Origin of the sequence: Streptomyces sp. NPDC048277 (genome assembly GCF_040652235.1) — a bacterium.
Taxonomy (GTDB): Bacteria; Actinomycetota; Actinomycetes; order Streptomycetales; family Streptomycetaceae; genus Streptomyces.
Genome location: NZ_JBEZLQ010000023.1, coordinates 150010 through 175014, shown reverse-complemented (window position 1 = coordinate 175014; position 25005 = coordinate 150010). Strand labels below are relative to the sequence as shown.

The 25005-nt window shown below is 69.4% G+C and carries 21 protein-coding genes; 11 read left to right on the top strand and 10 right to left on the bottom strand.

From position 1 onward, the window contains the following. Positions 1–118: 118 nt before the first annotated feature. Complete coding sequence (locus AB0D85_RS38320) at positions 119–814, top strand: class I SAM-dependent methyltransferase (RefSeq protein ID WP_362330959.1); 696 nt, start codon at positions 119–121, stop codon at positions 812–814. 418 nt (positions 815–1232) lie between these two features. Then, complete coding sequence (locus AB0D85_RS38315) at positions 1233–3503, top strand: M4 family metallopeptidase (RefSeq protein WP_362330956.1); 2271 nt, start codon at positions 1233–1235, stop codon at positions 3501–3503. Between the two features lie 306 nt (positions 3504–3809). Here AB0D85_RS38315 and AB0D85_RS38310 read toward each other — a convergent pair whose 3' ends face one another. The 3 genes from AB0D85_RS38310 to AB0D85_RS38300 form a co-directional block, all read right to left on the bottom strand. Then, positions 3810–4181, bottom strand: coding sequence for a signal peptidase I (locus tag AB0D85_RS38310; protein ID WP_362330953.1), 372 nt, complete (start codon positions 4179–4181; stop codon positions 3810–3812). A 64-nt stretch (positions 4182–4245) separates the two neighbouring features. Further along, complete coding sequence (locus AB0D85_RS38305; RefSeq protein ID WP_362330950.1) at positions 4246–5139, bottom strand: DUF1963 domain-containing protein; 894 nt, start codon at positions 5137–5139, stop codon at positions 4246–4248. 206 nt (positions 5140–5345) lie between these two features. Beyond that, complete coding sequence (locus tag AB0D85_RS38300; RefSeq protein WP_362330947.1) at positions 5346–6545, bottom strand: glycosyltransferase; 1200 nt, start codon at positions 6543–6545, stop codon at positions 5346–5348. Positions 6546–7045: 500 nt separating this feature from the next. Here AB0D85_RS38300 and AB0D85_RS38295 point away from each other — a divergent pair, with 500 nt between their 5' ends. Beyond that, positions 7046–7576, top strand: a complete 531-nt coding sequence (locus tag AB0D85_RS38295; protein ID WP_362330944.1) for a hypothetical protein — start codon at positions 7046–7048, stop codon at positions 7574–7576. 170 nt (positions 7577–7746) lie between these two features. Here the strand turns inward: AB0D85_RS38295 and AB0D85_RS38290 are convergent, their stop codons facing one another. After that, complete coding sequence (locus AB0D85_RS38290) at positions 7747–8451, bottom strand: GntR family transcriptional regulator (RefSeq protein WP_362330941.1); 705 nt, start codon at positions 8449–8451, stop codon at positions 7747–7749. Positions 8452–8619: 168 nt separating this feature from the next. On the opposite strand from AB0D85_RS38290, the gene AB0D85_RS38285 reads away from it, so the two are divergent. The 7 genes from AB0D85_RS38285 to AB0D85_RS38255 all read left to right on the top strand — a co-directional run bounded on the left by AB0D85_RS38285 (position 8620) and on the right by AB0D85_RS38255 (position 15926). Next, entirely contained in the window at positions 8620–9159 is a 540-nt protein-coding gene (locus tag AB0D85_RS38285) for a YbhB/YbcL family Raf kinase inhibitor-like protein (protein ID WP_362330938.1), read from the top strand. 8 nt (positions 9160–9167) lie between these two features. Further along, the gene (locus AB0D85_RS38280) at positions 9168–9623 is read left to right on the top strand and encodes a hypothetical protein (RefSeq protein ID WP_362330935.1); all 456 of its coding nucleotides are present in this window, start codon (positions 9168–9170) and stop codon (positions 9621–9623) included. Positions 9624–9849: 226 nt separating this feature from the next. Continuing rightward, complete coding sequence (locus AB0D85_RS38275; protein ID WP_362330932.1) at positions 9850–11718, top strand: hypothetical protein; 1869 nt, start codon at positions 9850–9852, stop codon at positions 11716–11718. Between the two features lie 197 nt (positions 11719–11915). Further along, positions 11916–12944, top strand: a complete 1029-nt coding sequence (locus AB0D85_RS38270) for a S66 peptidase family protein (protein WP_362330929.1) — start codon at positions 11916–11918, stop codon at positions 12942–12944. 242 nt (positions 12945–13186) lie between these two features. Continuing rightward, on the top strand, positions 13187–13792 hold the full coding sequence (locus tag AB0D85_RS38265; protein WP_362330926.1) for a TetR family transcriptional regulator: 606 nt from the start codon (positions 13187–13189) through the stop codon (positions 13790–13792). Positions 13793–13873: 81 nt separating this feature from the next. Then, the gene (locus tag AB0D85_RS38260) at positions 13874–15328 is read left to right on the top strand and encodes an FAD-dependent monooxygenase (protein ID WP_362330923.1); all 1455 of its coding nucleotides are present in this window, start codon (positions 13874–13876) and stop codon (positions 15326–15328) included. Positions 15329–15449: 121 nt separating this feature from the next. Further along, on the top strand, positions 15450–15926 hold the full coding sequence (locus AB0D85_RS38255; RefSeq protein WP_362330920.1) for a hypothetical protein: 477 nt from the start codon (positions 15450–15452) through the stop codon (positions 15924–15926). Between the two features lie 65 nt (positions 15927–15991). On the opposite strand, the gene AB0D85_RS38250 is transcribed toward AB0D85_RS38255, so the two are convergent. After that, positions 15992–16600 (bottom strand): YdeI/OmpD-associated family protein, encoded by a 609-nt coding sequence (locus AB0D85_RS38250; RefSeq protein ID WP_362330916.1) that lies wholly within the window; start codon positions 16598–16600, stop codon positions 15992–15994. A gap of 1290 nt (positions 16601–17890) precedes the next feature. Here AB0D85_RS38250 and AB0D85_RS38245 point away from each other — a divergent pair. Further along, on the top strand, positions 17891–18355 hold the full coding sequence (locus AB0D85_RS38245; RefSeq protein WP_362330913.1) for a transposase: 465 nt from the start codon (positions 17891–17893) through the stop codon (positions 18353–18355). A gap of 92 nt (positions 18356–18447) precedes the next feature. Here the strand turns inward: AB0D85_RS38245 and AB0D85_RS38240 are convergent, their stop codons facing one another. The 5 genes from AB0D85_RS38240 to AB0D85_RS38220 form a co-directional block, all read right to left on the bottom strand. Beyond that, positions 18448–18906 (bottom strand): hypothetical protein, encoded by a 459-nt coding sequence (locus tag AB0D85_RS38240; protein ID WP_362330910.1) that lies wholly within the window; start codon positions 18904–18906, stop codon positions 18448–18450. Between the two features lie 575 nt (positions 18907–19481). Then, positions 19482–20420: an LLM class flavin-dependent oxidoreductase gene (locus tag AB0D85_RS38235; protein WP_362330907.1), complete on the bottom strand. Its 939-nt coding sequence runs from the start codon at positions 20418–20420 to the stop codon at positions 19482–19484. Between the two features lie 36 nt (positions 20421–20456). Beyond that, positions 20457–22154 (bottom strand): amidohydrolase, encoded by a 1698-nt coding sequence (locus AB0D85_RS38230; RefSeq protein WP_362330904.1) that lies wholly within the window; start codon positions 22152–22154, stop codon positions 20457–20459. Between the two features lie 35 nt (positions 22155–22189). After that, positions 22190–23170: an ABC transporter permease gene (locus AB0D85_RS38225; RefSeq protein WP_362330901.1), complete on the bottom strand. Its 981-nt coding sequence runs from the start codon at positions 23168–23170 to the stop codon at positions 22190–22192. After that, positions 23167–25005, bottom strand: a complete 1839-nt coding sequence (locus tag AB0D85_RS38220) for an ATP-binding cassette domain-containing protein (protein WP_362330897.1) — start codon at positions 25003–25005, stop codon at positions 23167–23169. Before AB0D85_RS38220 ends, AB0D85_RS38225 begins: the two co-directional genes overlap by 4 nt.

Genomic DNA, 25005 nt, shown 5'->3' with positions numbered 1-25005 from the left:
TGGCCGGTCCGCGTTATCGGTTGGCCGCCATGTGCGCACCGGCCGACCTACGTTGGGCGAACCTGCACTGATGGTTGCGCGGCGGGCGTCGCGCAACCGCGACGGAAGGATGTGCGGCATGTCCTCCACGGCGACCGACCACTTCGCCTGCCTCGATCCCCGGACCGCGGCGGTGGCGCGGCGGCTGCACGCACAGGCCGACCGGCAGCTGCTCAGGCTCGCTCCGCTCCTGCTGCCGAAACTGCCCGCGATGGTGCTGGGGCGCGCCAGTTCTGTCACCGCGCGGCAGAGGCGTGCCATGGACGACAAGTTCCTCGCGCTGAACCGTGCGCAGGCCGCGTACTGCTATGCACAGGCCCGCGCGGTGCGGGCACGTACGGTCGTCGAGTTCGGGACGTCCTTCGGAGTCTCGACCCTCTGGCTGGCCGCCGCGGTCCGCGACAACGGCGGTGGCACCGTCATCGGCACCGAGCTCGTCGAGCACAAGGCCGAGCAGGCCCGCGCGCACATACGGGAGGCCGGTCTCGAGGAGTACGTGGACATCCGCCAGGGAGACGCGCGGGAGACGCTGCGTGATCTCCCCGGGCCGGTCGACTTGCTCCTCAACGACGGCTGGCCCGAGGCGGCCCTGGATGTGCTGAAACTGGTCACGCCCGCACTGCGCACCGGTGCCGTGGTCGTCACCGACAACGTCGGCGCGATGCGCGGCGACTACGTCGACTACACGGCCTGGATCCGCCGCCCCGACAACGGCTTCGTCTCGCTCAGGGTGCCGTTCCGCACCGGCACCGAGGTCTCCGTCCGTACCGGTTGACACCCGCGGCCCGGTCGCACGGTGCCCACGCCGCTCCCTGCGGCGTACGCCGGCCCCCACCGCGTACGTCGGCTGCCCCAGAGCCGGGGCGCTCGGGCCTGTCCCGCCCAGGTGGCGGCCGAAAACCGTGGGCCGGGTGGTCGAAACCCCGGTTCGCAACCACCAGTTCAAGCCGTTGTGTTGATGCGGTCATGACATCGCTGTCCGGTGGATGTCACTCTGCTCTCCGAGGTTCACCACCCATTCATAGGTGACTCACAAAACCCCCGTATCTCCCTCCTACCGCACCGGCTCGGCCCACCAGACGTCACCACGTCGGACCGTGCCCTTGGCACCCGCGCGCCGCCGGACGGCTCGACCCAGCCGACCCGCTCTCCAGGGCTCCGCCGAGCCCGCCACCCCACAGAAGGAGAACGCCATGTTCCGGCAGGACCGTCACCATCGCCGCACCAGACACACCATGACCCTGGCGCTGACCGCCGCGACCACCCTGCTCGCCATCGGCATCCAGAACGACATCGCCGTGGCCGGTCCCCAAGTCCGCGACCCCGCCCGCATCCTGGCCGCCCCGAGGGCCGGCGCGGCCCCCGCCTCGCTCTCACCGGCGCGGCACAGCGCACTGCTGAAGCACGCCGCGGCGGACGCACCGGACACCGCGAGGGCACTGCGCCTCGGCGCCGGCGAGAAGCTCGTCGTCAAGGACGTCGCACTCGACGCCGACGGCACGACACACACCCGCTACGAACGCACCTACGACGGCCTGCCCGTCCTCGGCGGCGACCTGATCGTCCACGCGAACGGCGACCGGCTCACGGTGTCCCGGGCCACGAAGACGGCCCTCGCGCTCCCCTCCACCAAGGCGAAGGTCCCCGCGGCCACCGCGAAGGCCCGGGCGCTCGGCGTCGCCGCGAAGTCCGGTGCCGAGCACCCCGTGGTCGAGGGCGCCCCGCGTCTCGTCGTCTGGGCCGCCTCGGGCAAGCCCGCCCTGGCCTGGGAATCGGTGGTCGGCGGATTCCAGGACGACGGCACGCCCAACGAACTCCATGTGATCACCGACGCGGCCTCGGGCAAGCAGCTCTTCCGCTACCAGGGCATCGAAACCGGCACCGGCACCGGCCAGTTCAACGGAACCGTGCCCCTCGGCACCACACTCTCCGGCTCCACCTACCAACTCGTCGACGGCGACCGAGCCGGACACCGTACCTACGACCTCAACCAGGGCACGTCCGGCACCGGCACCCTCTTCACCGACGACAACGATGTCTGGGGCGACGGCACCCCGGCCAACCGGCAGACCGCGGGCGTCGACGTGGCCTTCGGCGCGGCGGCCACCTGGGACTTCTACAAGAACGTCTTCGGCCGCAACGGCATCCGCAACGACGGCGTCGCCGCCTACAGCCGCGCCCACTACGGCAACAACTACGTCAACGCCTTCTGGTCGGACACCTGCTTCTGCATGACGTACGGCGACGGGTCCGGCAACACCCACCCGCTCACCGCACTCGACGTCGCCGCCCACGAGATGAGCCACGGCGTCACCGCCGCGACCGCGGGCCTCACCTACTCCGGCGAGTCGGGCGGCCTGAACGAGGCCACCTCCGACATCTTCGCCGCCGCCGTCGAGTTCTACGAGAACCTCCCCGCCGACGTCCCGGACTACCTGGTCGGCGAGAAGATCGACATCAACGGCAACGGCACCCCGCTGCGCTACATGGACAAGCCCTCCCGCGACGGCGCCTCCAGCGACTACTGGAGCTCCTCCCTCGGCGGCCTCGACGTCCACTACTCCTCGGGCCCGGCCAACCACTTCTTCTACCTGCTCTCCGAGGGCAGCGGAGCCAAGACCGTCAACGGGGTCGCCTACGACAGCCCCACCTACGACGGCCTGCCGGTGACGGGCATCGGCATCGAGAACGCCCAGCGCGTCTGGTACCGGGCGCTCACCACCTACATGACGTCCAGCACCGACTACGCGGGCGCCCGGACGGCCACGCTCCAGGCCGCGGCCGACCTCTTCGGCGCCTACAGCCCCTCCTACCTCGCCGTGGCCAACGCATGGGCCGCGATCAACGTGGGGCACCGGGTCGCACTCGGCGTCAACGTGACACCTGTCGCTAACCAGATCAGCGGCATCGGCCAGGCGGTCACGCTCCAGACGGACGCCTACACCACGAACTCCGGTGCGGGGCTGACGTACACGGCGACCGGACTGCCGGACGGGCTGACGATCAGTGACACGGGCCTGATCTCCGGCACTCCGACCACGCTCGGGACCAGCGACGTCACCGTCACGGTCACCGACGACACGGGTTCGAGCAGCACCGTGGACTTCGCGTGGGAGGTGGCCTACGTCTACGCCAACGCCACCCGGGTCGACATACCGGACAACAGTGCCGCGGTGGAGTCCCCGGTCACCGTCACCGGCCGCACCGGGAACGCCTCGGCGACCACCCGGGTCTACGTGAAGATCATCCACACCTACCGGGGTGACCTCACCGTCGACCTCGTCGGCCCCGACGGAACCGTCTACTCGCTTCTGAACCGAAGCGGCGGCTCCGCCGACAACGTCGACCAGACCTTCACGGTCGACGCGTCCGCCCAACCCCTGACCGGCACCTGGAAGCTCCGTGTCCAGGACCACGCCGCGATCGACGTCGGCTACATCGACCAGTGGCGGCTCATCCCCTGACCCCCTCCGCAGCCGTTGTTCCGGGACACGGACCGGGTCCCGGAACAACGGCCACATCCGTGCGGCGGTGAGGGAACACGGCGTTCCCTCGGCCGTCGCGCACGAGATGACGCAGCGCCTGTGGCCCTGAGTCCACCCGCTGCCGTACGAGCAACTGCCCGGGAACGCGAACACCCGTCCGCCCACGCGCTCGGGCGGACTGCCGTGGCTCTCGGAAGGAACCGGGCGGCCCGAGGGCTGGGAGCCGCTCGTACCGACCGTCGACTGCGCGGCGCTGCGCCGGCTCGCAGGATCACCTCCCCGCCGTCAGGCTGGAGAGGGCTCAGCGTATCCAGGCACGGAAGGCCATCGCAGGGTCAGCACCACGGACTCGTCCTCCGCGACCCAGGAGTGATCCACTCCCTGGCCCCAGACGACATAGTCGCCTTGTTCTTCCAGCAGCACGCTACGACCCGGGAACTCCATGCGGAAGCGACCTGAGATGAGAACGAGGACAGCTGAACGCACTTCGCCCGTCACCCACTGCGCTCGCCGCTCACCACGCGGGTGGACGCCCCACTTGACCTCGACGGCGTCGCTGTGACGAGGACTACCGTGCTCCTTGAAGTGCCCGACCAGCCAACCCCGGTCCACTGCCGCGTCCTTGCCTGCATTACCCACGTACACGCCGTCTTCCATGCACCCGAACGCTACCGAACTTGATCGATTGACGTCGGTGCCCTTCGACCGAAGCCGCGCGCGGTCAGGAGCAGTCCGAGCGGTAGGCGAAGGGCCTGTCGGGGCAACTGGTGCATTCGAACAGGTAGATGCCGCCCATGTCGCCGAGCATGAGCCCAGGAGGGCGTTGGATCTCGGTGCGTTGTTCGTACGGAAGTTCCCAGACGGTTCCCGTGGCCGGGGTGTCCTCGACGGGCAGCCACGTACGCCAGCTCGCGCCGTCGAACTCGGAGCTGTTGATCGTCAGGAGATGCTCCATAGGCCCACTGCAGGCAGGGCACGTCGGCCAGTCGGGCTCTTGCGTCCACGTCGGGTAGCCGCCGACCTTGATGCCGTCCGCCACGGAGAGGTGGGACCAGTAGGACCAGCCGGTTTCCTCCTCCAACTGCTCGAACCTGACTGCGAGCGCGTCGGCGACCTCGTTCGGGAGGTCCCAGTTCGGGTAGTCGGTGACGCGCTCAGGATGCAGGACGCACGGGTCCGGAAGGTAGTCGTCGTCAGGGCCGGTCGGGCAGGGCGGATCGGCCGGCTGCAGGTCGCTCAGGGAGCTGTCCCGCCAATAGATCTCGGGGCGGGGAACGTAGCCGTCCTCGTGGTCGAAGGGGCACCAGAGCACCTGCAGCAGATCGGCGGCGCTGGGAAAGGCCAGGTCGGGCACGTCGGTTGCGAACAGCTGGAGGACCGGGACGAACGGGATCGGTCCCTGGGCGGGAGGGGAGAACGCCGTGCGCGGATGGTCGTCCTCGCAGTGGGGCCAGGGCTCCGAGAGCGGCCAGAGCGCGGGTCCGCCGAGCGAGCTTTCCCTCGCACCCGGATCGCCGAGGCGAGGGTGCAGGCGAACGGCTGTCTTCCGATAGCCGGCCACCTCCGGGAACAGCGTCTCGACATCCAGCGGACGTGGCGGGGTGGTGCGAGCCATCGGACGTGCTCCTCACAGACCAAAGCGTTGGCTTGGCCACGACCGAGGCCGTGGTGGGCCGAGAGTAGCCGCACGGTCTGCCGGAACCACCAGCAGGCCCCGTGCGGCCACGGGGCACACTTTGCGGTCAGCCTTGCCGACACCCGACAACGCGAGTTCAAGTTCAGCAGCAGTCGACAACTGCGTGTCCGCCGCTCCTCGATCCCCTACCCGTCGAGCAACAGGCCCGCGGCCACAGCCGCCCCGTCGGTGCGGATCTTCGTACCCAGAACCCTTGCACGCGCCCGGGTCTCGGGAGCCAGGGCCGTCTTGAACGCGACGCGCAGGGATTCGATGCTCGGAGTCGGACCGTCGAGCGCCGCACCGATCTCCAACTCCTCCACCTGGCCGGCCCAGTAAGGGTTGTCCGAGATCTGATGAGCCACCACCACCTGCGGCACGCCCGCGCGGGCGGCCGTCACCGTCGTACCCGCGCCGCCATGGTGTACCACGGCCGCCACCCTGGCGAACAAAAGCTGTTGGTTGACCTCGCCGACGGCGAAGCAGTCGTCCTGGCCGTCGATCAGGTCGAGGTCCGCCCAGCCACGGGAGACGAGTACGCGGTGGCCCTGCGCGCGGAGCCCCTCGATGGCCCCACGGGCGATGTCCTGCGACGCACTCATACTGCCGAAGCCCACGTAGACCGGCGGCGCACCCGCGTCCAGGAACGTCACCAGGTCCCCGGGGAGCGGGCGTTCGTCCGGCAGACTCCAGGTGCCCGTCTGTATCACGTCGAGACCCGGGGTCTCCCGCCACGCTCCCAGGACCGGGTCTGCCGCCAGCCACGGCCGGTCGGTGAAGACGTGATCGCGGACGTTGTCCACCGGTGGCAGGCCGATCGATGCCCGATGGCCGTTGAGCGTCTCGCGGAATTGCGCGTTCACGTTGCGGGCGTCCAGCTCCCACAGCGTCCGGTTGTCGTTCGCCTCCGGATCGGGCCACCCCGGCCGCGGCGGCGGCGCGTGGTACGGCGACGGCAGGTGGACCGCCGCGTAACTCGCGTACACGTAGCGGATGCCCGCGGCCTCGGCCACCGACCGCGCGCCGATCTGGGCCAGACCGGCCGCCACCAGCGCGTCACAGCCGTCGGCCGCCGCGGGGAAGACGTCGAACTGCGTGGCGACCATCTCGGTCCGGTACCGGGACAGTTCCGCCGCCGACGGCAGCGCCGTCCCTCGCGTCAACGACCGTACCGGTGGCCCGACCGGCACATGCTGCACCCCGAGTCCCGCCAGCCGCTCGGCGAACTCCTCGTCCGGCGGGACGCACATGCGCACCTCCACACCGAGTGCGCGCAGCCGCACCGCGAGTGCCACCAGCGGTTCGACATCGCCGCGCGTCCCGTACGTGGATAACAACACCCGCATTCTGCGTCCTCTTTCGCTCTGCTTCGGTTGTGACGGCTGTCACGGCTGTGCATCCGTGTGGTGTATCGAGTGCATGGATGCCCAAGTGAACGCAGTCAAACCGGAAACGAGCGCAGCCGACGGCGACGAACAGCCACCGGGCCCTCTCGGGGACGATCTTGTCGATCCAACGCCCTCTCGCGTGAAGCCGACTTCGATGGCTACCGTGATCGCCAGCGTGCCTTCCAGACCGACGGTGCAGCGTCGGCTCTGGGCTGCTCGTACCCGGCGCGGCGCGCAAGGTTCGATCGTCAACAGAATCTGAGAGGCACTCAATGCATAGATCGCCAGTGCCCATACCTGATGTCTCGCCTGATGTCTCGGTCATCTTGCCCTGCGCCGGATTCGGAACGCGCTTCAGGGCGCCCTACCCGAAGGAGCTGCACTGTCTTGCTCCCGGGGTCACCGTCCTGGACCGCAGCCTGGAGTCCGTTGTCGAACTCGCCAAAAGCGGACTCAACGTGCGCCTGGTCGTCGTATTCGGCACACACAAGCTGGAGACGGTGAGTTATCTCGAGCGCTACGCCGGCACCTTTCAGATGGTCTTCGTCTACCAGGACGAGTCGTTCGAACCGGGAATCGACGGAGCGATCAGGTCTGCCCTGCCGATGACGCGAGGACCGGTCGCCCTCGTCCTGCCCGACATCGTTGTCACCGGCGCGGGGAGCGCCGGCAGTCTTCTCGCCGCATTCCGTCGAACGGCGGTGGCGGGCTGGAGTGTTGTGGCCGCCGAAGAGCGGGACCCCGACACGTTGCGGCAGATGGGCGCGCTGGCCCTGGTCGAGGAGGGCGGCGTGGTGACGGTCGGGGCGGCCGTCGACAAACCGGCGGACCCTTCGGGCTACAACGCGTTCTGGGGCATGGTGGCGGTCGCCGAGGGGGAGGCGCACCGGTTACCTGACGTGGTGGCCAAGGGGGTCGACAGCCCACTGGCCGGCGCGGCCGCACACATCGTGGAGCGAATCGTCAACTACAACACCCCGGCGGGCTGAGTCCCAGGGCGCGAACGGCCTCGTGCGTGGTCGGGGTCGCGCCCGGACGTGAAGAGCTCCTGGCAGCCGGGTTCACCACCCAGACCGACTGTCCGGCCAGGAGCTTCCGCGGGACCGGTGACCGAACTTCAACTTCAGCAGTGGCTGCACCAGGAGGTCCGCCAGGCGGGTCAGGCGCGTTTCGCGGCCTGGAGGAGGGTACTTCCGGTCAGTCCGGCCACGGTCACGGTGAGGTGCTGGGCCAGTACCTCCGCTGCCGTGTCGGCGTCACGGGACAGCGCCGTCTCCTCCAGCCGGCGGTGCTCGCCGACATGGTCCCGGTCGCGGACACGGTGCGCCGACCAACGGCGAGCCAACTCGCTCGCGGTCCACATCCGGTCGAAGGTCTCCAGCAGGACGTGGTTGCCGCACCCCTCCAGCAGGGTGCGGTGGAAGACCCGGTGGGCTTCGGACCATGCGTCGCTGTAGTGCTCGCCCTCGCCGGTCGCGTACGCCGGGGTGCGGGCCAGACGGTGGTGGGCGGCTCGTACCCGGGCCTCCCAGTCGAGGTCGCCGCGCTCGATCGACATGCGCAGCATCACCGGTTCGATGGTCCGGCGGGCTTCGGTGATCTCCTGCCAGCGGCTGTCGGACAAGGCGGGGACGGTGAAGCCGCGATTGGGCAGCCGGTCGGCGAGGCCCTCACCGACCACCCGCACGAGCGCCTCACGCACGACGGCCAGGCTCACGCCCTGTTCCTTGGCGAGGTCCTGCGGCTTGAGCGCGTCACCCGGGCTGTAGTCCCCACGCATGATCGCGTCCCGCAGGTGTTCGTAGACCTGCTCGGAAAGCATCCGCTTCCCCGGCGAGGGTGAGGTGTGGGCCGTCTGGTTCATGCCCGAAGCATAGATGATCCAGCGAATAATCGATTATTGATGCTATCGTCGATCGTGTGGTGATGCCGGGCGAGGTGGCGACGGCGTCTCCACGCGACGCCGCAGGCCCTCCATCGGCCGCATCACCGCCACCCCGCAGCACGGCATCGGCATGAAAGGAACGACGCGATGAGCGCCAACGACCCCTTCGCCCGCCTCCCCGAGGCAGCCTCCTTCACCGTCACCAGCACCACCGTCAGCGACGGCGCCGCCTGGCCGCCCGAGCAGTTCTCCGGCATCTTCGGCGTCCCCGGCGGCAAGGACGTCTCCCCGCAACTGTCCTGGAGCGGCGCCCCGGAAGGCACCAAGAGCTACGCCGTCACCGTCTACGACCCCGACGCCCCGACCGGGTCCGGGTTCTGGCACTGGGCGGTCGCCGACATCCCCGCCACCGTCACCGAACTGCCCGAGGGCGCTGGCGACGACACCGGCTCGGGCCTGCCCGAGGGCGCCTTCCAACTGCCGGGTGACACCCGCGCAGCCCGTTTCATAGGCGCTGCCCCGCCGGCCGGCCACGGCCCGCACCGCTACTTCATCGTGGTGCACGCCCTGGACACCGAGTCCATCGGAGTCCCGGCCGACGCCACCCCGGCCGTCCTCGGCTTCACCATGGCCGGCCACATCCTCGGCCGCGCGGTCCTCACCGCCACCGCCGAAACCCCCGCCTGACGGTGACCATGTCCCAACTCATCGACACCACCGAGATGTATCTGCGTACCGTCCTGGAACTGGAGGAGGAAGACGCAGTCCCGTTACCCGCCCGCATGGAACGCGACGGCCTGCTCTACGTCGCCGGCGACCGGCTGAGCGAGGCCGTCGAACGCCGCATCCTCCAACTCCTGCGGCACCCGACCCAGTCGCCCTACGGCGAGGAGAGCGACGAAAGCGATGAGAGCACGGTCAGCCTCAGTGCCCTTCGGCCCGGGCCGCACGGCGCGAGTGCGGTCGTACGGCGCATCGGGGAGCCGATCCAGACCGACCCCCAGCTGATGTACACCCGGCACGCCCGGGTGCAGCCCGGCGCGGTCGTGAGCGTGACGTCGTCGCCCGGCGGCGGGACGGTCGGCAGCGGCGGCCGGGCCGCCGAACTCCCCACACAGACGGCCGCGCACATCTTCGTCGCCAAGCACTGAGTCCACCGGGCGCCGGCCCGTCGCCGCGGCCCGTACAGACATGAGGATGGCCGTCGCCACCATCGCACTCGACGGCCATCCTTGTCGGTGTAGAGCTCCACCTGGTGGGCTGACCGAGCCTGATCCGATCGCTCAGGGCCTGCGGCGGCCTCGCAGCGATCTGGACGCAGTCTTGTCGGTGGTGATCGATAGGGTCTGCGCACTGATCAGCTGAGGAGCGCAGACCATGAGATCTCCGGCCGAGCTGGACCGCGTCCAGTGGCATGCCCTGACCCACGCCTACGGTTCCGCCGAGGACGTGCCCGAGCTGATCAAGGCGCTCTACCAGGACGACGAGGAGACAGCCGACGAGGCGATCTACGAGCTTTACGGCAACATCCACCACCAAGGCACGGTCTACTCGGCGTCAGCGCCTGCCGTCCCCTTCCTTGCACACGCCGTGCGGCACGCCCCGAACAAGCGCGCCGAGTTGCTGATGCTGCTCGCCGTCCTTGCCGACCACGCTCCGGAAGACGTCGACTCGCCGCACTGGCCGAGCAGTTCGGTCGCCGCTGTTTGCGCCGAGCTCTGCCGAGCGCTTCCAGAGCTGTTGTTCTGTCTCGAAGACACCGAGCGAGAGGTACGCCGGGCCGCACTGCGGGTGGTCGCGGCCGTGGCCGAGCTGCTTCCGGCGGATCAACACGCCCCCGTCGTGGCCCAGCTCGACGGGGTCTATGCCACCGATCCCGTTCCGGCGGTGCGCGCGGACGCGGTGGTCGTCCTGGCCCGATTCGGACGGGAGGCGGCAGCAGTAGACGGCCCGCTGCCGGAGGTCAGGCTGGCGGCGGCCATGCTTGCCGTCGCACGATCCGGACCGCCGTACCCGGCTGACCTGGTGGACGTGATCGCCGAGGACGGTGCCGAACCCGACCCGGGGGACGACGACTTCCCTTGGTCGGGCACCGCTACCCAGGAAGAGCAGCTAAGGCGCCTGCTCACCGAGGACCCGGACGCCGGCCTCACCGTGGCCGCCCGCTGGATCGCGGCCGGAGACATCGGCTCGCGCGGGTCCTGGTTGGCCGAGGAAATTGCCGGGACCTGGCGAGACCGGGAACCGGCGGTGCTGGACCTGCTGCTGGCAGCCCTGCCTCAGCAGAGGAACCCCCGCGCCCTTGCCAGCCGTCTGCACACCATCGGTCACCTGATCGAGTACCTGCGCGAGCCGGATGCCGATCTCCGCGACACGCTGTACCGGTACGCAGCAGGTGCCGACGAAGAGACCGCCGGGCCGGCGCTTCTCGCTCTGGTGCGCTCCCGTGACCCCCGCGCCCTGGAGCAGGTACTGCACCGCCCCACCTCCCAGCTGCTCGCAGCGGCGGCACGGCACTTTCCCGAGGCGGCCGACCAACTGATACCCGTGATCCGCGGTGAGCTGGCAGCGGGCGCCACCGGGAATGAAGGCATCGCACTCGTCGAGGCTCTCGCGCCGTTCGGTGCCGCCGCCCACCAGGCACTTCCGGAACTCGTCGTATGCCTCCGGACCCGCAGTGCGGCCATCGTTGCCGCCCGCAGGCTCGGAGCCATCGGTATCGCAACGCGGGAGACCATCGACCTGCTGTGCGAGGCCGCGCAGAGCAGCGACCTCGCTCTACGTGCCGCGGCGGCCGTGGCCCACTACCAGTTGACCGGGGATGTCGAGCCGGCCCTTCGCACATTCGAAGGGCTGCTCTCCGGGGCGGGACAGACGCACTGGTACCTGAGCGCTCTGGAGCCGCTCGGTATCGCCGCCGCTCCGCTGCTGCCGTACATCGAGCCGATGCTGGGGGCACGGTACGAGTGGACGCGCATGGCGGCCGCCGAGGCCCTCCACTGGATCACCGGATCCCCGGACCACGCTGTCCCCGTCCTTGTTGATTTGGTCGGTCCTACGCCGGTCGGCGTCCGCGCGCTCAAGGCCCTGGCCGCCACCGGCCAGGTTCCGGAGGAGCTCCGCCCCACTCTTCGCTCCTTCGCCTTCTCCCCGCTCCGCCTGATCCATGACTCGCCGCTGTCGGGACAGGACCATCCGGACGAGGAACTCCGCACCCTGGCCCGGACGTTGCTCGCTGCCCCGTAGCCAGCAGCCGCATCGGCGGTCGACGGTCGACGGTCGGCGATGCGGGCGGTCCCCTTGTGCTCGCCGAAGTTCGTCCAGCGTGGCGTGTTGTCGATGCCGTGCCTGGTGAGGGCAGCACAACGTCAGCCGTGATCCGCCGGCCGGGATCCAGTCGTAAATGAGTCGCGTGTTGTCGGGCGTGTGGGGAGACTGCGTCGATGACCGGTTCCGCACTGCCTCGACTGCTTCGACCTCGTGCCCTGAGGCCCGGAGATCTCGTCGTCATCGCGTCGTTGTCCGGGCCGCTCCATACCGTTTACGAGCCCGACCTCGAGCGGGCGGTGGCCGTACTCGAACGGATGGGATTCCGCGTGCGCCGGGCACCGCTCCTCGAAGCAGGACGGCACCGTTGGTGGAGCGCCGCTCGGCCGGCGGAGATCGCAGAGGAGCTCAACGCTCTTGTACGTGATCCCGAAGTGCGTGCGATCATCGCGCACGACGGTGGCCAGACGGCGCTCGGTTACCTCGACCTGATCGACTTCGAGGCGATCGCCGCCGACCCCAAGCCGATCCTCGGCTACAGCGACATCTCGCTGCTGCATCTGGTGCTCTACGCACGCACGGGCCTGGTCGGGTTCCACACCGACTTGGCCACGCCCGGTCTCGGCGGGGCGTGGCAGACCGCGCCCGCGGCGCGCAGAGCGGAGCTTGAGAAGCTCTACTCGACACTGCTGACCGGCACGGAGGCGATCGGTGCGCTGCCTGCCACTCCGTCGTGGGAGTGCTGGCATCCCGGTCGTGCCGAAGGCCGCCTCATCGGCGGGGTGATCAATCGCATCGTGCTGGCGCAGGCGACGCCGTACTCGCTGCCGCTCGACTGGTTCGACGGCGCGGTGTTGTTCTGGGAGGAGAAGGGGGGTCTGGCGGCGTACGTGTGGAGCTATCTGCAGGTGCTGCGGCACTGCGGCATCCTCGATCGGATCGCCGGCATGGTCGTGGGAGTCCCGCATGAGATCGACGGACTCGGGACGGGCGCGCCCGACGCGTCGCCGACTCTGCGCGAGATCGTCCTCGACGTCCTCGGTGACCGTGACATCCCGGTGCTGGGCAACGTCGAGTTCGGCCATGCCGGCCCGAATCTTCCGATGCCGGTCGGCATCCGCGCCGGCCTCGATGCGCAGCAGCGGACGTTGTCACTGCTCGAACCGGCGGTACGGCCGCACGCGATGACGGAACCGGTCGGCTGAGCATCGCGGATCAGTGAGCCATGCCGTTCGGTCCATTCGGTGACGATGTTGCGGACCAACGAGCATGGGGGCCGGGCTGCTGCACCGGATGCGGCGACCGGTGCCACCCTGGCCACAGAATTCCTCACGCTCATCGCAACGAACCCGCAGGCCTCCCAACCCATCTTCATGTGGCACCAGCAGCAAAAAAATTGCGCGTTACGCATATTTTCGTGACGCGCAATATTTGCTACCGTCGTTCCATGGGGTTGCGAGAGCGGAAGAAGGCCGAGACCCGCGCCGCGCTCAGCTGGGCGGCGCTGCGGCTGGCCGTCGAGCGTGGGCTCGACAACGTCAGGGTCGAGGACATCGCCGAGGCCGCCGGTGTCTCGGCACGCACGTTCAACAACTACTTCTCCAGCAAGGGCGAGGCGATCGCCGCCCGCCACCTCGACCGCTGCCTGGGCATCGCGCAAGCGCTGCGCGAGCGCCCGGCGGAACCGCTGTGGGACGCGATCACCCGCGCGGTGGTCACACAGTTCGGACCTGACCCTGCGGCTGCCGCGCACCCAATCTCGGACGCCTCGAAGTGGGCGGCGGGCGCGCGGACGGTGGTCGCCGAACCGGCTCTGCAGGGCGACCTGCTGCGGGCCGGGGCCATCGCCGAGGCCGAGATCGCCGCAGCCGTCGCAGACCGCACCGGTACCGACCTGAAGCAGGACCTGTACCCGCACCTCGTCGCGTCCGCGGTCATGGCCGCGACCAACACCGCCATGGCGCACCACCTGCGCGCCGATCCGCCGGTACCCGTGGGCCGTCTGCTCACCGATGCCCTCGCCCAGATCGCGGCAGGTCTGCCAACGCCCTAGTCATCTCCCGACAATCCGCAGCGGACGGCAAGCCCGACGGGCGGTCGGGCCGATGTCCCCTGCCCGGAGGAGGAAACTGCCATGATCGACGTCATCATCGCGGGCGCCGGACCCAACGGCCTGATGCTCGCCTGTGAACTCGCCCTGGCCGGCGCGCGCCCCCTCGTCCTGGAACGCCTCACCGAGCCGTCCGGCGAGCAGCGGGCGAACGGTCTGGTCGGCCAGGTCGTCCGCATGCTCGACCGGCGTGGACTGTATGAGCGGCTGACCGCACCCGGTGCCACGCCCGAGCCGGCGCCTGGCTTCGTGTTCGGCGCGTTCCCGATCGGCCTGAACGACCTGCCGGACAACCCCCTCTACACGTTGATGGTGCCGCAGCACAGGGTCGAGCGGATGCTCGTCGAGCGCGCGGCCGAACTGGGCGTCGAGGTCCGCCGCGGTCACGAGGTCACCGGGCTGAGCCAGCGCGAAGGCTCGGTGACGGTCGAGTTGCGCGGGCGGGAGCCGGTGGAGGCGGCGTTCCTGGTCGGCGCCGACGGAGGGCACAGTACCGTCCGCAAGCTCACCGGGATCGGGTTCCCCGGCGTGACCACGGATGCCTCGGTGTCGCGTACCGGACACGTGAGCGTGCTCCCGGAGATGGTCGGCGCCGATGGCGGCCTGGGCGTACCGGGTTTCGGTGTCATTCCGCCGTTTCGGCACCTGCGCACCGAACGCGGCCTGATCACCTGGGCGCCGTTCCCGGGCGGCGCTCAGATGGTCAGCACGACGGAGTGGGACCAGCCGGCCGAGGGGGAGAGCTCACTTGACGAGCTTCGGGCGAGCGCCTCCCGGGTCCTCGGCACGGACCTGCCGCTCCGCCCGCCGACCGGGCCGGGACCCCATCTGATGAGGCGGCTGTTCGGCGGCAACACCCGGATCGCGTCGCAGTACCGCGCGGGCCGTGTGTTCCTGCTCGGTGACGCCGCACACGTGCACTCGGCGATAGGAGGCCCAGGGCTCAACCTGGGCCTGCAGGACGCGGTGAACCTCGGCTGGAAGCTGGCCGCGGAGCTGCGCGGTCACGCGCCGGAAGGGCTGCTGGACACCTACGAGTCGGAGCGGTCCCCGGCGGCACGGCGGGTGGCCATGCACACGCAGGCGCAGTCACTGCTGACCCGCCCGGGCGGCGATGTGACGGCGTTGCGGGAACTGTTCGGCGAACTACTCGATCAGCCCGGGACACGGCAGCACATCGCGAATCTGATGTCCGGCGCGGACATCACCTATGACATGGGGCCGGCGACCGGACCGCTCGTCGGCCGCTGGGCGCCGGACCTGCCAGGCCTGCGCGCGTCGACCCGCATCGGCCGCCCGCTGCTTCTGGACCCCACCGGCACCCTCGACACGGGCCCCTGGGCCTCGCACGTCGACACCGTGACCACCCCGGAACTCGACACCGCGCTGCTCCTGCGGCCCGACTGCTACGTCGCCTGGCAGGGCACCACGAACGACGGCCTGCACGAAGCACTGGGGACCTGGTTCAGGCCGTCCTGAAGCGCGCCCGCCGAGCCGGAGCGCGGGCTCAGCCCGGTGAACGGGGCTGTCCAGGACGGCATGGACGCCGTGGTCACACCAGCCACAACAAGATCGTCTCAAGGGTCGGCCCCATGACACGATGACCACCATGTCAGGTCAGGTCTGGGTGTCACTCATATCGTTGGGCGGCGTCGTCCTCGGAGGCATGCTGTCCTACCTCGTCCAGCACCGGACTCAACTGTCAGCGGAACGCGCCGAACAGCAACGGCAGCAGAACACCCTGTCGGAGGCTCGGCGCGCGGAACGGCTGGCGCTGCTGGAGCGGTTCATCGAGGTGGCGGCCGAGGCGGAACGCTCCGCGTTCAGCCGGCCCGCCGAGTTCGACGACACCCACCCCTGGTACCTCAAGACCCAGGACGTCATGAACAGGCTATGGGTCGCCGAGCGGCTCATCCGCATCCAGTTCCCGCTATCGGTGCACGACGCGGCACGTGCGTACTTCCTCGACCTCAACCGGACGGTATGGGAAGGCTTGCCCGACGGCGAGAGCGTACGGGACTACCTCGAGGACAACCGGCTGGCCTTCCTCGACACGGCACGAGCAGCCATGGAATAACCCACAGCCGAGCCCTGGAGAGCTTCACCGGACAGTCTTTGGGCGGCCGTGAGCGCTCTGCGCGACTACGGGTGCGGCTTCTCACCCTTCGCCAGCATCGCTACGTACTTCTCGATCCGTCGTGCCCGGGTCTCGGCCTTCTTGGCGTCCTGGATCCGGTACAGGATCGAGTAGCGGTTCTGCCGGTCCAGCGACTCGAAGAACGCCGCCGCGGCCGGGTCGGCGGTCAGGGCCGCCGCGAGGTCGTCCGGCACCGTGGCGGTCTTCGCGCCGTCGTAGGCGGCCTCCCAGCGGCCGTCCGCCTTGGCGCGGTCGATCTCGGCCCGCCCCGGTGGACGCATCCGCCCCTGCTCGATCAGGGCGGCCACCTTGTCCCGATTGATCTTGGACCACTTGCTGCTCGGCTTGCGCGGGGTGAACCGCTGGAGCCACCACTGGTCGTCGAACTTGGCCTTCTGGCCGTCGATCCACCCGTAGCAGAGTGCCACGTCGAGTGCCTGGGCGTAGTCCAGCGCGACGATTCCGGGGCCCTTCTTGCGAAGCTTGAGCCAGATGCCGGGCGAGTCGGCGTGGTTCTCGCCGAGCCATGCTTCGAATGCCTCGGCGGATTCGAATGCGACGGTCTCCAAGTCATGAGTCACCCCAGCAGCGAACCACACTGGGCCGCTTGCCATGCCACATTCGGGCGCGGCCCCGGACGCAGGATGCCCGTGGACCTGAGCGATCATTTCTCTTCACTGCGCAGAACGATCGTTCAGGAGCCACGGGCATGGACATCGCTACGACGTTGCCGCTCGACCTCGACGTGGTGCGCGTCGTGCGGGTCGAACGGCTGGCCGACGGGACCCGTCGGGTTCATCTCGTCATGGCGTACGACGCAACGCGGGACTGTGGAGTCTCTGCTACCCCCGTCAAGTGCCCGGTGGTTACTCGCCGGTGTGATCTCCCATGTGGCCACAGCCGATTGGAATCCTGGTGGCACAAGCGTCGCTGGTTGTGCAGGGAGGTGGACTGCTCTCGGCGGTCGTTCACTGAGCGCATCGCTGAGATACCCCCCGGCTGCGGGCCTGGGCTGGACGCAAAGTTCGAGATGCAGGGTCCACGGTCCGCCGGAGGTTGCGGTGCTCGGCACCCCGTTGGTTTGGAGAAAGGGCATCAGGCATGCCGGCAACCCACCCGGGCTTTGTAGTTAATTCAACTGGCTCGACATCAAGCTGCAAGAGGTGATGACTCCATGCTGTCAAGAGAAGTTCAAGATTGCTTTGGGAAGCCTAGACGCTACTCATCTACTGATGCGTGGTGGCAGATTGAGGAAACGACTGGTCGCCTACCGGAAGCGTACAAAGAATTCTGTGCATTGTACGGACCCGGTGTGGTCGGTCGTTTTCTGAAGGTGTTGCATCCGGGCTCTTCTGCAGCGAGTCAGTCGGGATATATATCCCAGATGGCCGGGCTGCACCATGAGCTCTACCCTGAAAAGATTCCCCATGATGTGTACCCATATGCGGATAATGGCTCGGTGCTCTGGGCGCTATCGGCCGAGAGCGATGCCCTGTTCATGGTCCCGTCTGCGTGTGGCGAGTGGAGAATTGGTATTTGGTTCAGGCAGTGGAGTCAGTGGGAGGAGTATTGCGAGGAAGTTCCTGATTGGCTTGCGCGCCAAGCGTCCGGCGACCTCGCTGTTCCAGGCCTTCCGCTAGGTGTGTATGGCGGGTTTGTTCCATTGGATTGATCCAAAGGCTTGCCCCGTAACACCTGGCTGCAGTTGAGATGCGGATCAGCTCAGACCGTGTTTGAGGTCTGCCGTGTCCTGGGGCTGCAGCGGCCGTTGAGGTGTGCGTGAGTGACGGACGACCAGTGGGCTCACTTGTGGAACCGTTGCTGCCACCGGTTCGGGTGGAACCCAAGCGCGGACGGCGGGAGAAGCATCCCCGGCGGCGGATCATGGACGCGATCTTCTACTGGTGCGGACCGGGTGCGCTTGGCGGCAGTTGCCGAGGGACGTCGCCCCCTGGTCGACGGTGTGCTGGTACTTCACGTGGTGGCACGACGACGGCAGTGTCGAACACATCCACGACGCCTTGCGTGACCAGGTTCGAACGGCTGACGGCAGGAATGCCGAACCGACGGCAGGACTGATCGACTCCCCATCCGTCCGCACCGCCGACACCGTTCCGGTCGCGACCAGGGGCTTCGACGCAGGCAAGAAGATCTGGGCGGACCAAGGCTTCGCCGGCCGCCTGGTCGACCGGACCACCCAGATCATCGGTCGCGAGCTGGACATCGTTCGCAAAGACCCAGGCCGGCGCGGCTTCCAGGTCCGGCCCAAGCGTTGGGCTGTCGAACGCACCGCATCTTCTCGTGGCTCACCGACCACCGGCGCCTCGCATGGGACTACGAGACCAGCTCGGCCCACACGGAGACGATGATCCGCTGGGCGCTGTTCGGCGTGATGGTACGCGGGCCGGCCCGAGGCCGAACAGCAACTCGCAACGGACCGCGGCTCCTCACCCACTCGGGCTCAGGTGTCGTAGCAACCGTCCCAGGGAGCGTGAAAGCCCAGTTCATCCGGGTAGAACTCCGCCCACACATCAGCAGGGTCCTCAGCCTCAAGGACCAGCCCGAACAGAACTCCCTCGAACCGGACCTCGAAGGGTGCGATCGCGATGTCCTGGTACTGCCGCTCCGGAAGAGCGTCCAGCCACTCATCGAGCAGCAGCCCGGCCGTGTCGATCGCTTTCCGCTCGCCGTCCGCTGTGGTGCCGGTGAACTGGATGCGCGAGTCCATGTACTGGCCGGCTCCGTCGAACCGATGCAGTACCGCACACCAACGCTTCTGGGACTGCCAGTCGTCGTGGCTCCAGCCCTCGGGGAAGGCCGCGGTCACCGATGCGAAGAACTGGCCGTCCTGCCACCGCCCGATGGTGCTCGTACGGTAGTCAGGCTCGTGCCTGATGGGGATGACCTCGGGAGCGCTCATGGGCAAACCATAGGCGCTGCCTCGGACAACAGGCGGCGACAGCGTCGTCACCTGTCCGCGCCGAGTGAGAACTCAAACTCGGTCTCAGGGCTCGAACGAGTCCTTCGTGCTGGGCCTCGGAGAGCGTTCGGCGCCGCTGCATGCCATGAGCTCGGTCCCGGTGGCGCCCAAATACAGCGTGAAGAACCAGGATCGGTCTGCCGCGTCGGTGGTCCCAGTACGCAGTTGCTCTCCGCGGTGTCGGGCGAGGATTTCAATGTCTCGTCGAGGCCGAGAGCCGTCGGCAGGCCGCGCTGCAACGATCGTCTCAACCTCGTTGCGGCGATGCCGGCGACCATTCACTGGGGCACATCCCTGTCCCCAACCTCTACATCGCCGCCGGCGATGGCCTCGCCTGCTGGCTTGATGGCTGGTGTGATCACGGCGTCGGAGTTGTCTTGGACAGGCCCGTTTTGCGGACCGGATCATCGACCACCTCGCTCCCGCGCTGTCGCTCACCACGACTCCGATCGTGGACCCGGCCCTGCAAGCACGCCTGCTCGGCGGTGCTGGTCAGTCCGGCCTTGCTGATGCTGTTACGCCGCTGCTTGCACGCGCCGTATCACCTCGTGGCAGAACGTCCCGACGGCGTCCGGGTCGTCGATGAACTGGTTCGGCTTGATGCAGAACGTGGTGAAGCCTTGCTCCAGCTGTTCCGGGATCGAGGCAAGGGCGGTGCCGAGGTCGGCCGGTGAGTGGTCGTCGGGGAAGACCGGATCGGTTCCGCCGATCATCTCCAGGAGGGTGGCGTCCCGCCCGGCCGCGGCCATCGCCTCTTTGAGCGTGTGCAGGTCTTCCGGGGCCGGGTGGCCGAGCGGGTGGAAACCGTGGCCGTGCTCGACGAGGCGGCGTAGGACGGGACCATGCAGCCGTTGGCCACCGAACCACAGGCGTGGGCCTTCGGGTCGGTATGCCTTCGGCTCGAAGTACACGTCACGGAACGGGTAGTGGTCGCTGTCGTGGGAGATCGGCGACGGGCCCCACGCCTTGGCCCAGATGCGAAGGTGCTCGTCGAGGAGCCGCCCGCGCCGGCCGAAGGGCACGCCCAGCGCGTCGTACTCGTCCCTGCTCCAGCTGACCGTGGGCTGGACGACCAGCCGTCCCTCGCTGATCAGGTCGAGCGTCCCGAGTTCCCGGGCGAGTAGCAGCGGGTGTCGCAGCGGCGCGAGGACGGCTGCGGCGGCAAGGCGCAGCCGGGAGGTGACCGAGGCGATGGCGGCGAGCAGGAGGAGGGAGTGGGGCCAGGGGGTGTGCGGGTCCTGGTTGCCGGGGAGCGCGTATGCACGGGGGTTGGCCATGATCCCGGCGGCGGCCGCGTCGGGGCCCAGCACGATGTGTTCGCTGATCATGACAGCGTCGAACCCGGCGTCTTCGGCCTCGCGGGCCCAGCGCACGACCTTCGGCAGGTCGGCCCGGCCGCCGGTCAGGGTCCAGTTCTCACTCAGGACGAGCAGCATGCGCGGAGAGGGTGCCATCTCGGCCTCCTTGGTGGGGGATCGGCGGTGGCGGGGTCAGCGTTCGTGCACCACTCGGCCGTCGAAGACGGTGAGGTCCACCTCTACGTTGGTGATGTCGTGCGGGTCGAGACCGAGCAGCGGACGGTCCAGGACGCACAGGTCCGCCGCCTTGCCCGGCTCGATGGCGCCCTTCCAGTCGTCGGCGAAGTCCTGCCATGCCGGAGTGGTGGTGTAGGCGCGCAGGGCCTCGGCGAGCGTCACGCACTGCTCGGGGCCGCTCGGCCTGCCGCTGGCCTTGGACTCGCGCAGCAGCATCGCGGCGACGCCCTGGCGCCAGTCGGGCTCGGTGATCGGTGCGTCGGAGCTCGCGCACACGTGGACGCCGGCTTCGATCGCGGACCGCACGGGCCACTGGTAGGCGGAGCGCTCCGGGCCGACTACGTCGTCCATCAGGTCGGAGATGGTCCACTTGATGGACGGGTTCATGTTGACGCCATAGCCGTGCGCGGCCAGCTTCGCCAGACCGCCGGCGCCGATGAAGTCCCCGTGGATGACGTAGTGGCGGGCGTCGGGGCGAGGAGCGGCCGCGTTCGCGGCGACGAAGGCGTCGACGACCGTGTCGATGGCCCGGTCACCGGTGACGTGGACGCCCAGCTGGAAACCCGCCCGGTGCGCGAGGGAGATCATGGCGCGCAGTTCCTCGACCTGGAGGGCGGGTGTCTCGCCGTGCACGCACAGGGAGCCATGGCCGCCCTCCCGGTAGGGCTCGCTCATCCAGGCCGTGCGGTTCGGCGGCACCCCGTCCGCGAAGATCTTCACACCGATGGCGTTCAGCCGTCGCGGATCCCCTGAGACCGGGCGGCGCAGTTCCGCCAGGCCCTTGCGTACGTCGTCGGCGGAGCCGCCCAGAGGGGCGGGCAGCAGCAACACGCTGACCCGGGCGTGGAGTTCACCGGTGGCCTCAAGGTCGGCGTAAGCGGTCCAGTTGTCGCTGCTCAGACCGCCGAAGAGGGTTTCGGCGCCACCGGGGCCGAGGCCGGGTTCGGTGTAGCTGGTGATGCCGCGTGCGTGCAGCTCGCGTACTACACCCTGGATGGCCTGGCGGCGCTGGGCGATGGTCGGAGTGGGGAGCGAGGCCTGCACGAGCCGCTGGGCCGCTTCGCGCAGGATGCCGGTCGGTGTTCCGTCGGCGTTGCGGTCGATGACACCTCCGTGGCGGTGTGTGCTGTCCGCGTCGATGCCGCAGCGGCGCAGGGCCTCGCTGTTGGCCCACACCATGTGCGAGGAGAAGTCCGTCAGACAGACCGGGTGGTGCGGCGCGACCGCGTCCAGGTCACGACGGTGCGGGAAGCGGCGCGGGTCGGCCAGGCACTCGGCGAGATAACCGGGGTCCCAGCCCAGACCGACGATCCACTCGCCGGGGCGGGCCACGCGGGCCGCCCGCTGTACCGCGGCGGCGATGTCGGCGATCGAGCCGACGGCGGGGTGGCCGACGTCGATGGCGAAGGGCGGCTTCGTCATCCCGTACGCGGCGCCGTGCAGATGGGAGTCGTTGAGGCCGGGCAGGACGGTCCGGCCGCCGAGTTCGACGATCCGGGTTCCGGGGCCGGCCAGGGCACGCATGTCGGCGTCGCTGCCGGTGGCGACGATGTCCCGACCGCGTACGGCCACGCCTTCGGTGACTGTGAAGTCGTGATCGACGGTGAGGACCTGACCGCCGGTCAGGACAAGGGTGGGGGTGGATCCGCGCACGGTTGCCTCTTCCAGACAGGGGAAACGGGGACGGGTCAGCGCGCCGCGCGCGGCGCGAGGTACGCCAGGGCCGCACCTGCGACGAGGGCGCTGCCCTGGGCCATCTGCTGCCAGAACGTGGGCACGTCCAGCAGTGTCAGGCCGTTCTGCAGGCAGCCCAGGAACAGCACGCCGAGCAGGACGCCGAGGATCGAGCCGGAACCACCGGTCAGTGCGACGCCGCCCACCAGGACGGCGGTCAGCACCGCCAGTTCGAATCCGACGCCCGAGGTCCCGGCGACCGCGCTGTCCAGCACCGATGCCTTGATCGCCCCGGCCAGGGCCGCCGCGATGCCGGTGATCACGAACAGCGCGAAGGGGGCGCGGCGGACGTCGATGCCCGAGAGGTGGGCGGCCTCCCGGTTGACGCCGATGGCGAAGACGTGCCGCCCGGCGGGAGCGAGCGCGAGGAACAGCGCGCCAGCCACCAGGACGAGTGCGGCGATGACGACCGGTGCGGCCACACCCGCGATCCTGGCCCCGCCCAACCAGGCGAACCCGGTGCCGAAACCGCTCAGCGGCAGCGGGAACAGCTGCTGCGCCAGCCCTCGTACGGCGGTCAGCATGCCGAGCGTGACGATGAACGCGGACAACCCGAAGTAACAACACAGGACTCCGTTGACCGCGCCCACCGCCGCACCGGCGGCGAGCGCGCCCAGGACGGCGACGGCGGGAGACTGCCCCTGCCCGGCGAGCCACCCCGCGACCAGTCCGCCGAGGGCGAGGGTGGAGCCGACCGACAGGTCGAGGTAGCCGCTGATGACCAGCAGCGCCGACGGCACCGCCACGATGGCCAGCGTGGCTGCGTCGGTCGCGATACCGCGCAAGTTCGCGAGGGCGAGAAAGCTGCCCGTGGCCAACTGGAAGGCCAGCACCATCACGGCGAGCACGGCGAGCAGCGGTTGGCGCCGCAGCGCGGTCAGCCCACCCGAGGCGAGGAGACGGGGGCGGGTGAGGACGGAGTCGGCGGTGGTCATGCTGCTCCTTCGGCGGGCTCGGTGACGGTGGAGGCGTCGCTGTCGGTGTCGGAGGGTGAGGCGGTGGCCGCGTCGGTGTTGGTGACGGTGGAGGCGTCGCTGTCGGTGTCGGAGGGCGGGGCGGTGGCCGTGTCGGTGTTGGTGACGGCGGAGGAGTTGCCGCCGGTGTCGGAGGGTGAGGCGGTGGCCGTGTCGGTGTTGGTGACGGTGGAGGCGTCGCTGTCGGTGTCGGAGGGCGGGGCGGTGGCCGTGTCGGTGTCGGTGGCGGCGGAGACGTCGCCGCCTGTGGCGGCGGGAGAAGCGGCAGCCCCTGCGGTGTCGGTCCCGGCGTTCGGGCCGGCGTGGTGGACGGCCGACAGCAGGGCCTGTTCGGTGAGGTCGGTGCCGGAGAGCTCGCCCACGACGCGGCCGCCGGCGACGACCAGAGCGCGGTCGGCGAGCGCGACGACCTCCTCGGGGTCGCTGGAGGCGAACAGCACGGCGGTACCGCGGTCGGCCGCGAGGGACGACACCACCCGGTAGATCTCCTGGCGGGCGCCGACGTCCACGCCCTGGGTCGGCTCGTCGAGCAGAAGGACGTCCACCTGCCGGGCCTCGTTGATCCACCGGCCGAGTACGAGCTTTTGCTGGTTGCCACCCGAGAACGCCGAGGCGGGCAGCCTCGGTCGGGCCGGGCGCAGTGCCACCACCTCGGCCAGCGCGGCGAACACGCGGCGCTCGGAGCCCAGTGCCCGGACACCGGACCGGGCGAGGGATCGTACGGAAGGCAGCGTCACATTGTCCTGGGCGCCGAGCAGAGGGAACAGCCCCTGGCGGCGCCGGTCGGCCGGAACGAACGCGATCCCCGCCCCGAGCGCATCGGCGGGCCGGACCGGCGCCACGGCCCGGTCCCCGACCCGGATCGTTCCGCCGACGGCCCGGCGACTGCCGTACAGGGTCTCCAGGATCCGCGTACGGCCGGAGCCGATCAGCCCGAACAGACCGACACGTTCCCCCTCACCGACCGTGAGGGTCACCGGCCCGAAGCCGGGGCCGTGCAGCGCGTCGACGGTGAGCCGGGGCGAACCGGGGGCCCGTACGGACGCGGGCGGCCGCTTGGGGGTCTCCTCGGCGGGCCGTCCGGCGATCGCCTCGACCAGCTCGCGCCGGGTCCGGCCCGCCATAGCCGAGTGGTGGGTGACCCGTCCGTCCCGCAGCACGGTCACCGCGTCCGCGAGCCGTTCGACCTCCGACAGCAGATGGGTGACGTACACGATAGCCAGTCCCTGCGTGCGCAGGTCCTCGACGCGCTCGGCCAGCGCGTCGCTCTCAGCGGTGGACAGGGCGGCGGTCGGTTCGTCCAGGACGAGGACGGAGGCACTGCGGCTGAGCGCCTTGGCGATCTCCACCAACTGCCGCTGTCCCATGGGCAGTTCTCCCACCCGGTCGCGGGGGGAGCAGGTGGCCGCGACCCGTTCCAGCAGGCCGGCGGCGACGTTCTCCTGGGCGCGCCGGTCGATGCGGCCGTAGCGGGTCCACTCCTGGCCGAGGAAGATGTTCTCCGTCACCGTCAGCGCGTCGACCACGCTCAGCGTCTGGAAGATGATCGCCACGCCCGCGTCGATCGACGCGCGCGGGGTGAGCCGGGTGTACTCCGTTCCGCCGACCTCGATCGTGCCGGCGTCCGGGGCGAAGGCCCCGCCCAGGCATTTGATGAGGGTGGACTTTCCGGCGCCGTTGTGGCCGAGCAGGGCGTGGACCTGGCCCATGGGCACGGTCAGGTCCACGCCGTCCAGGGCCCGCACTCCGCCGAAGGACTTGCTCAGCCGGCTGATGCGCAGGTTCACCGGTGTCAT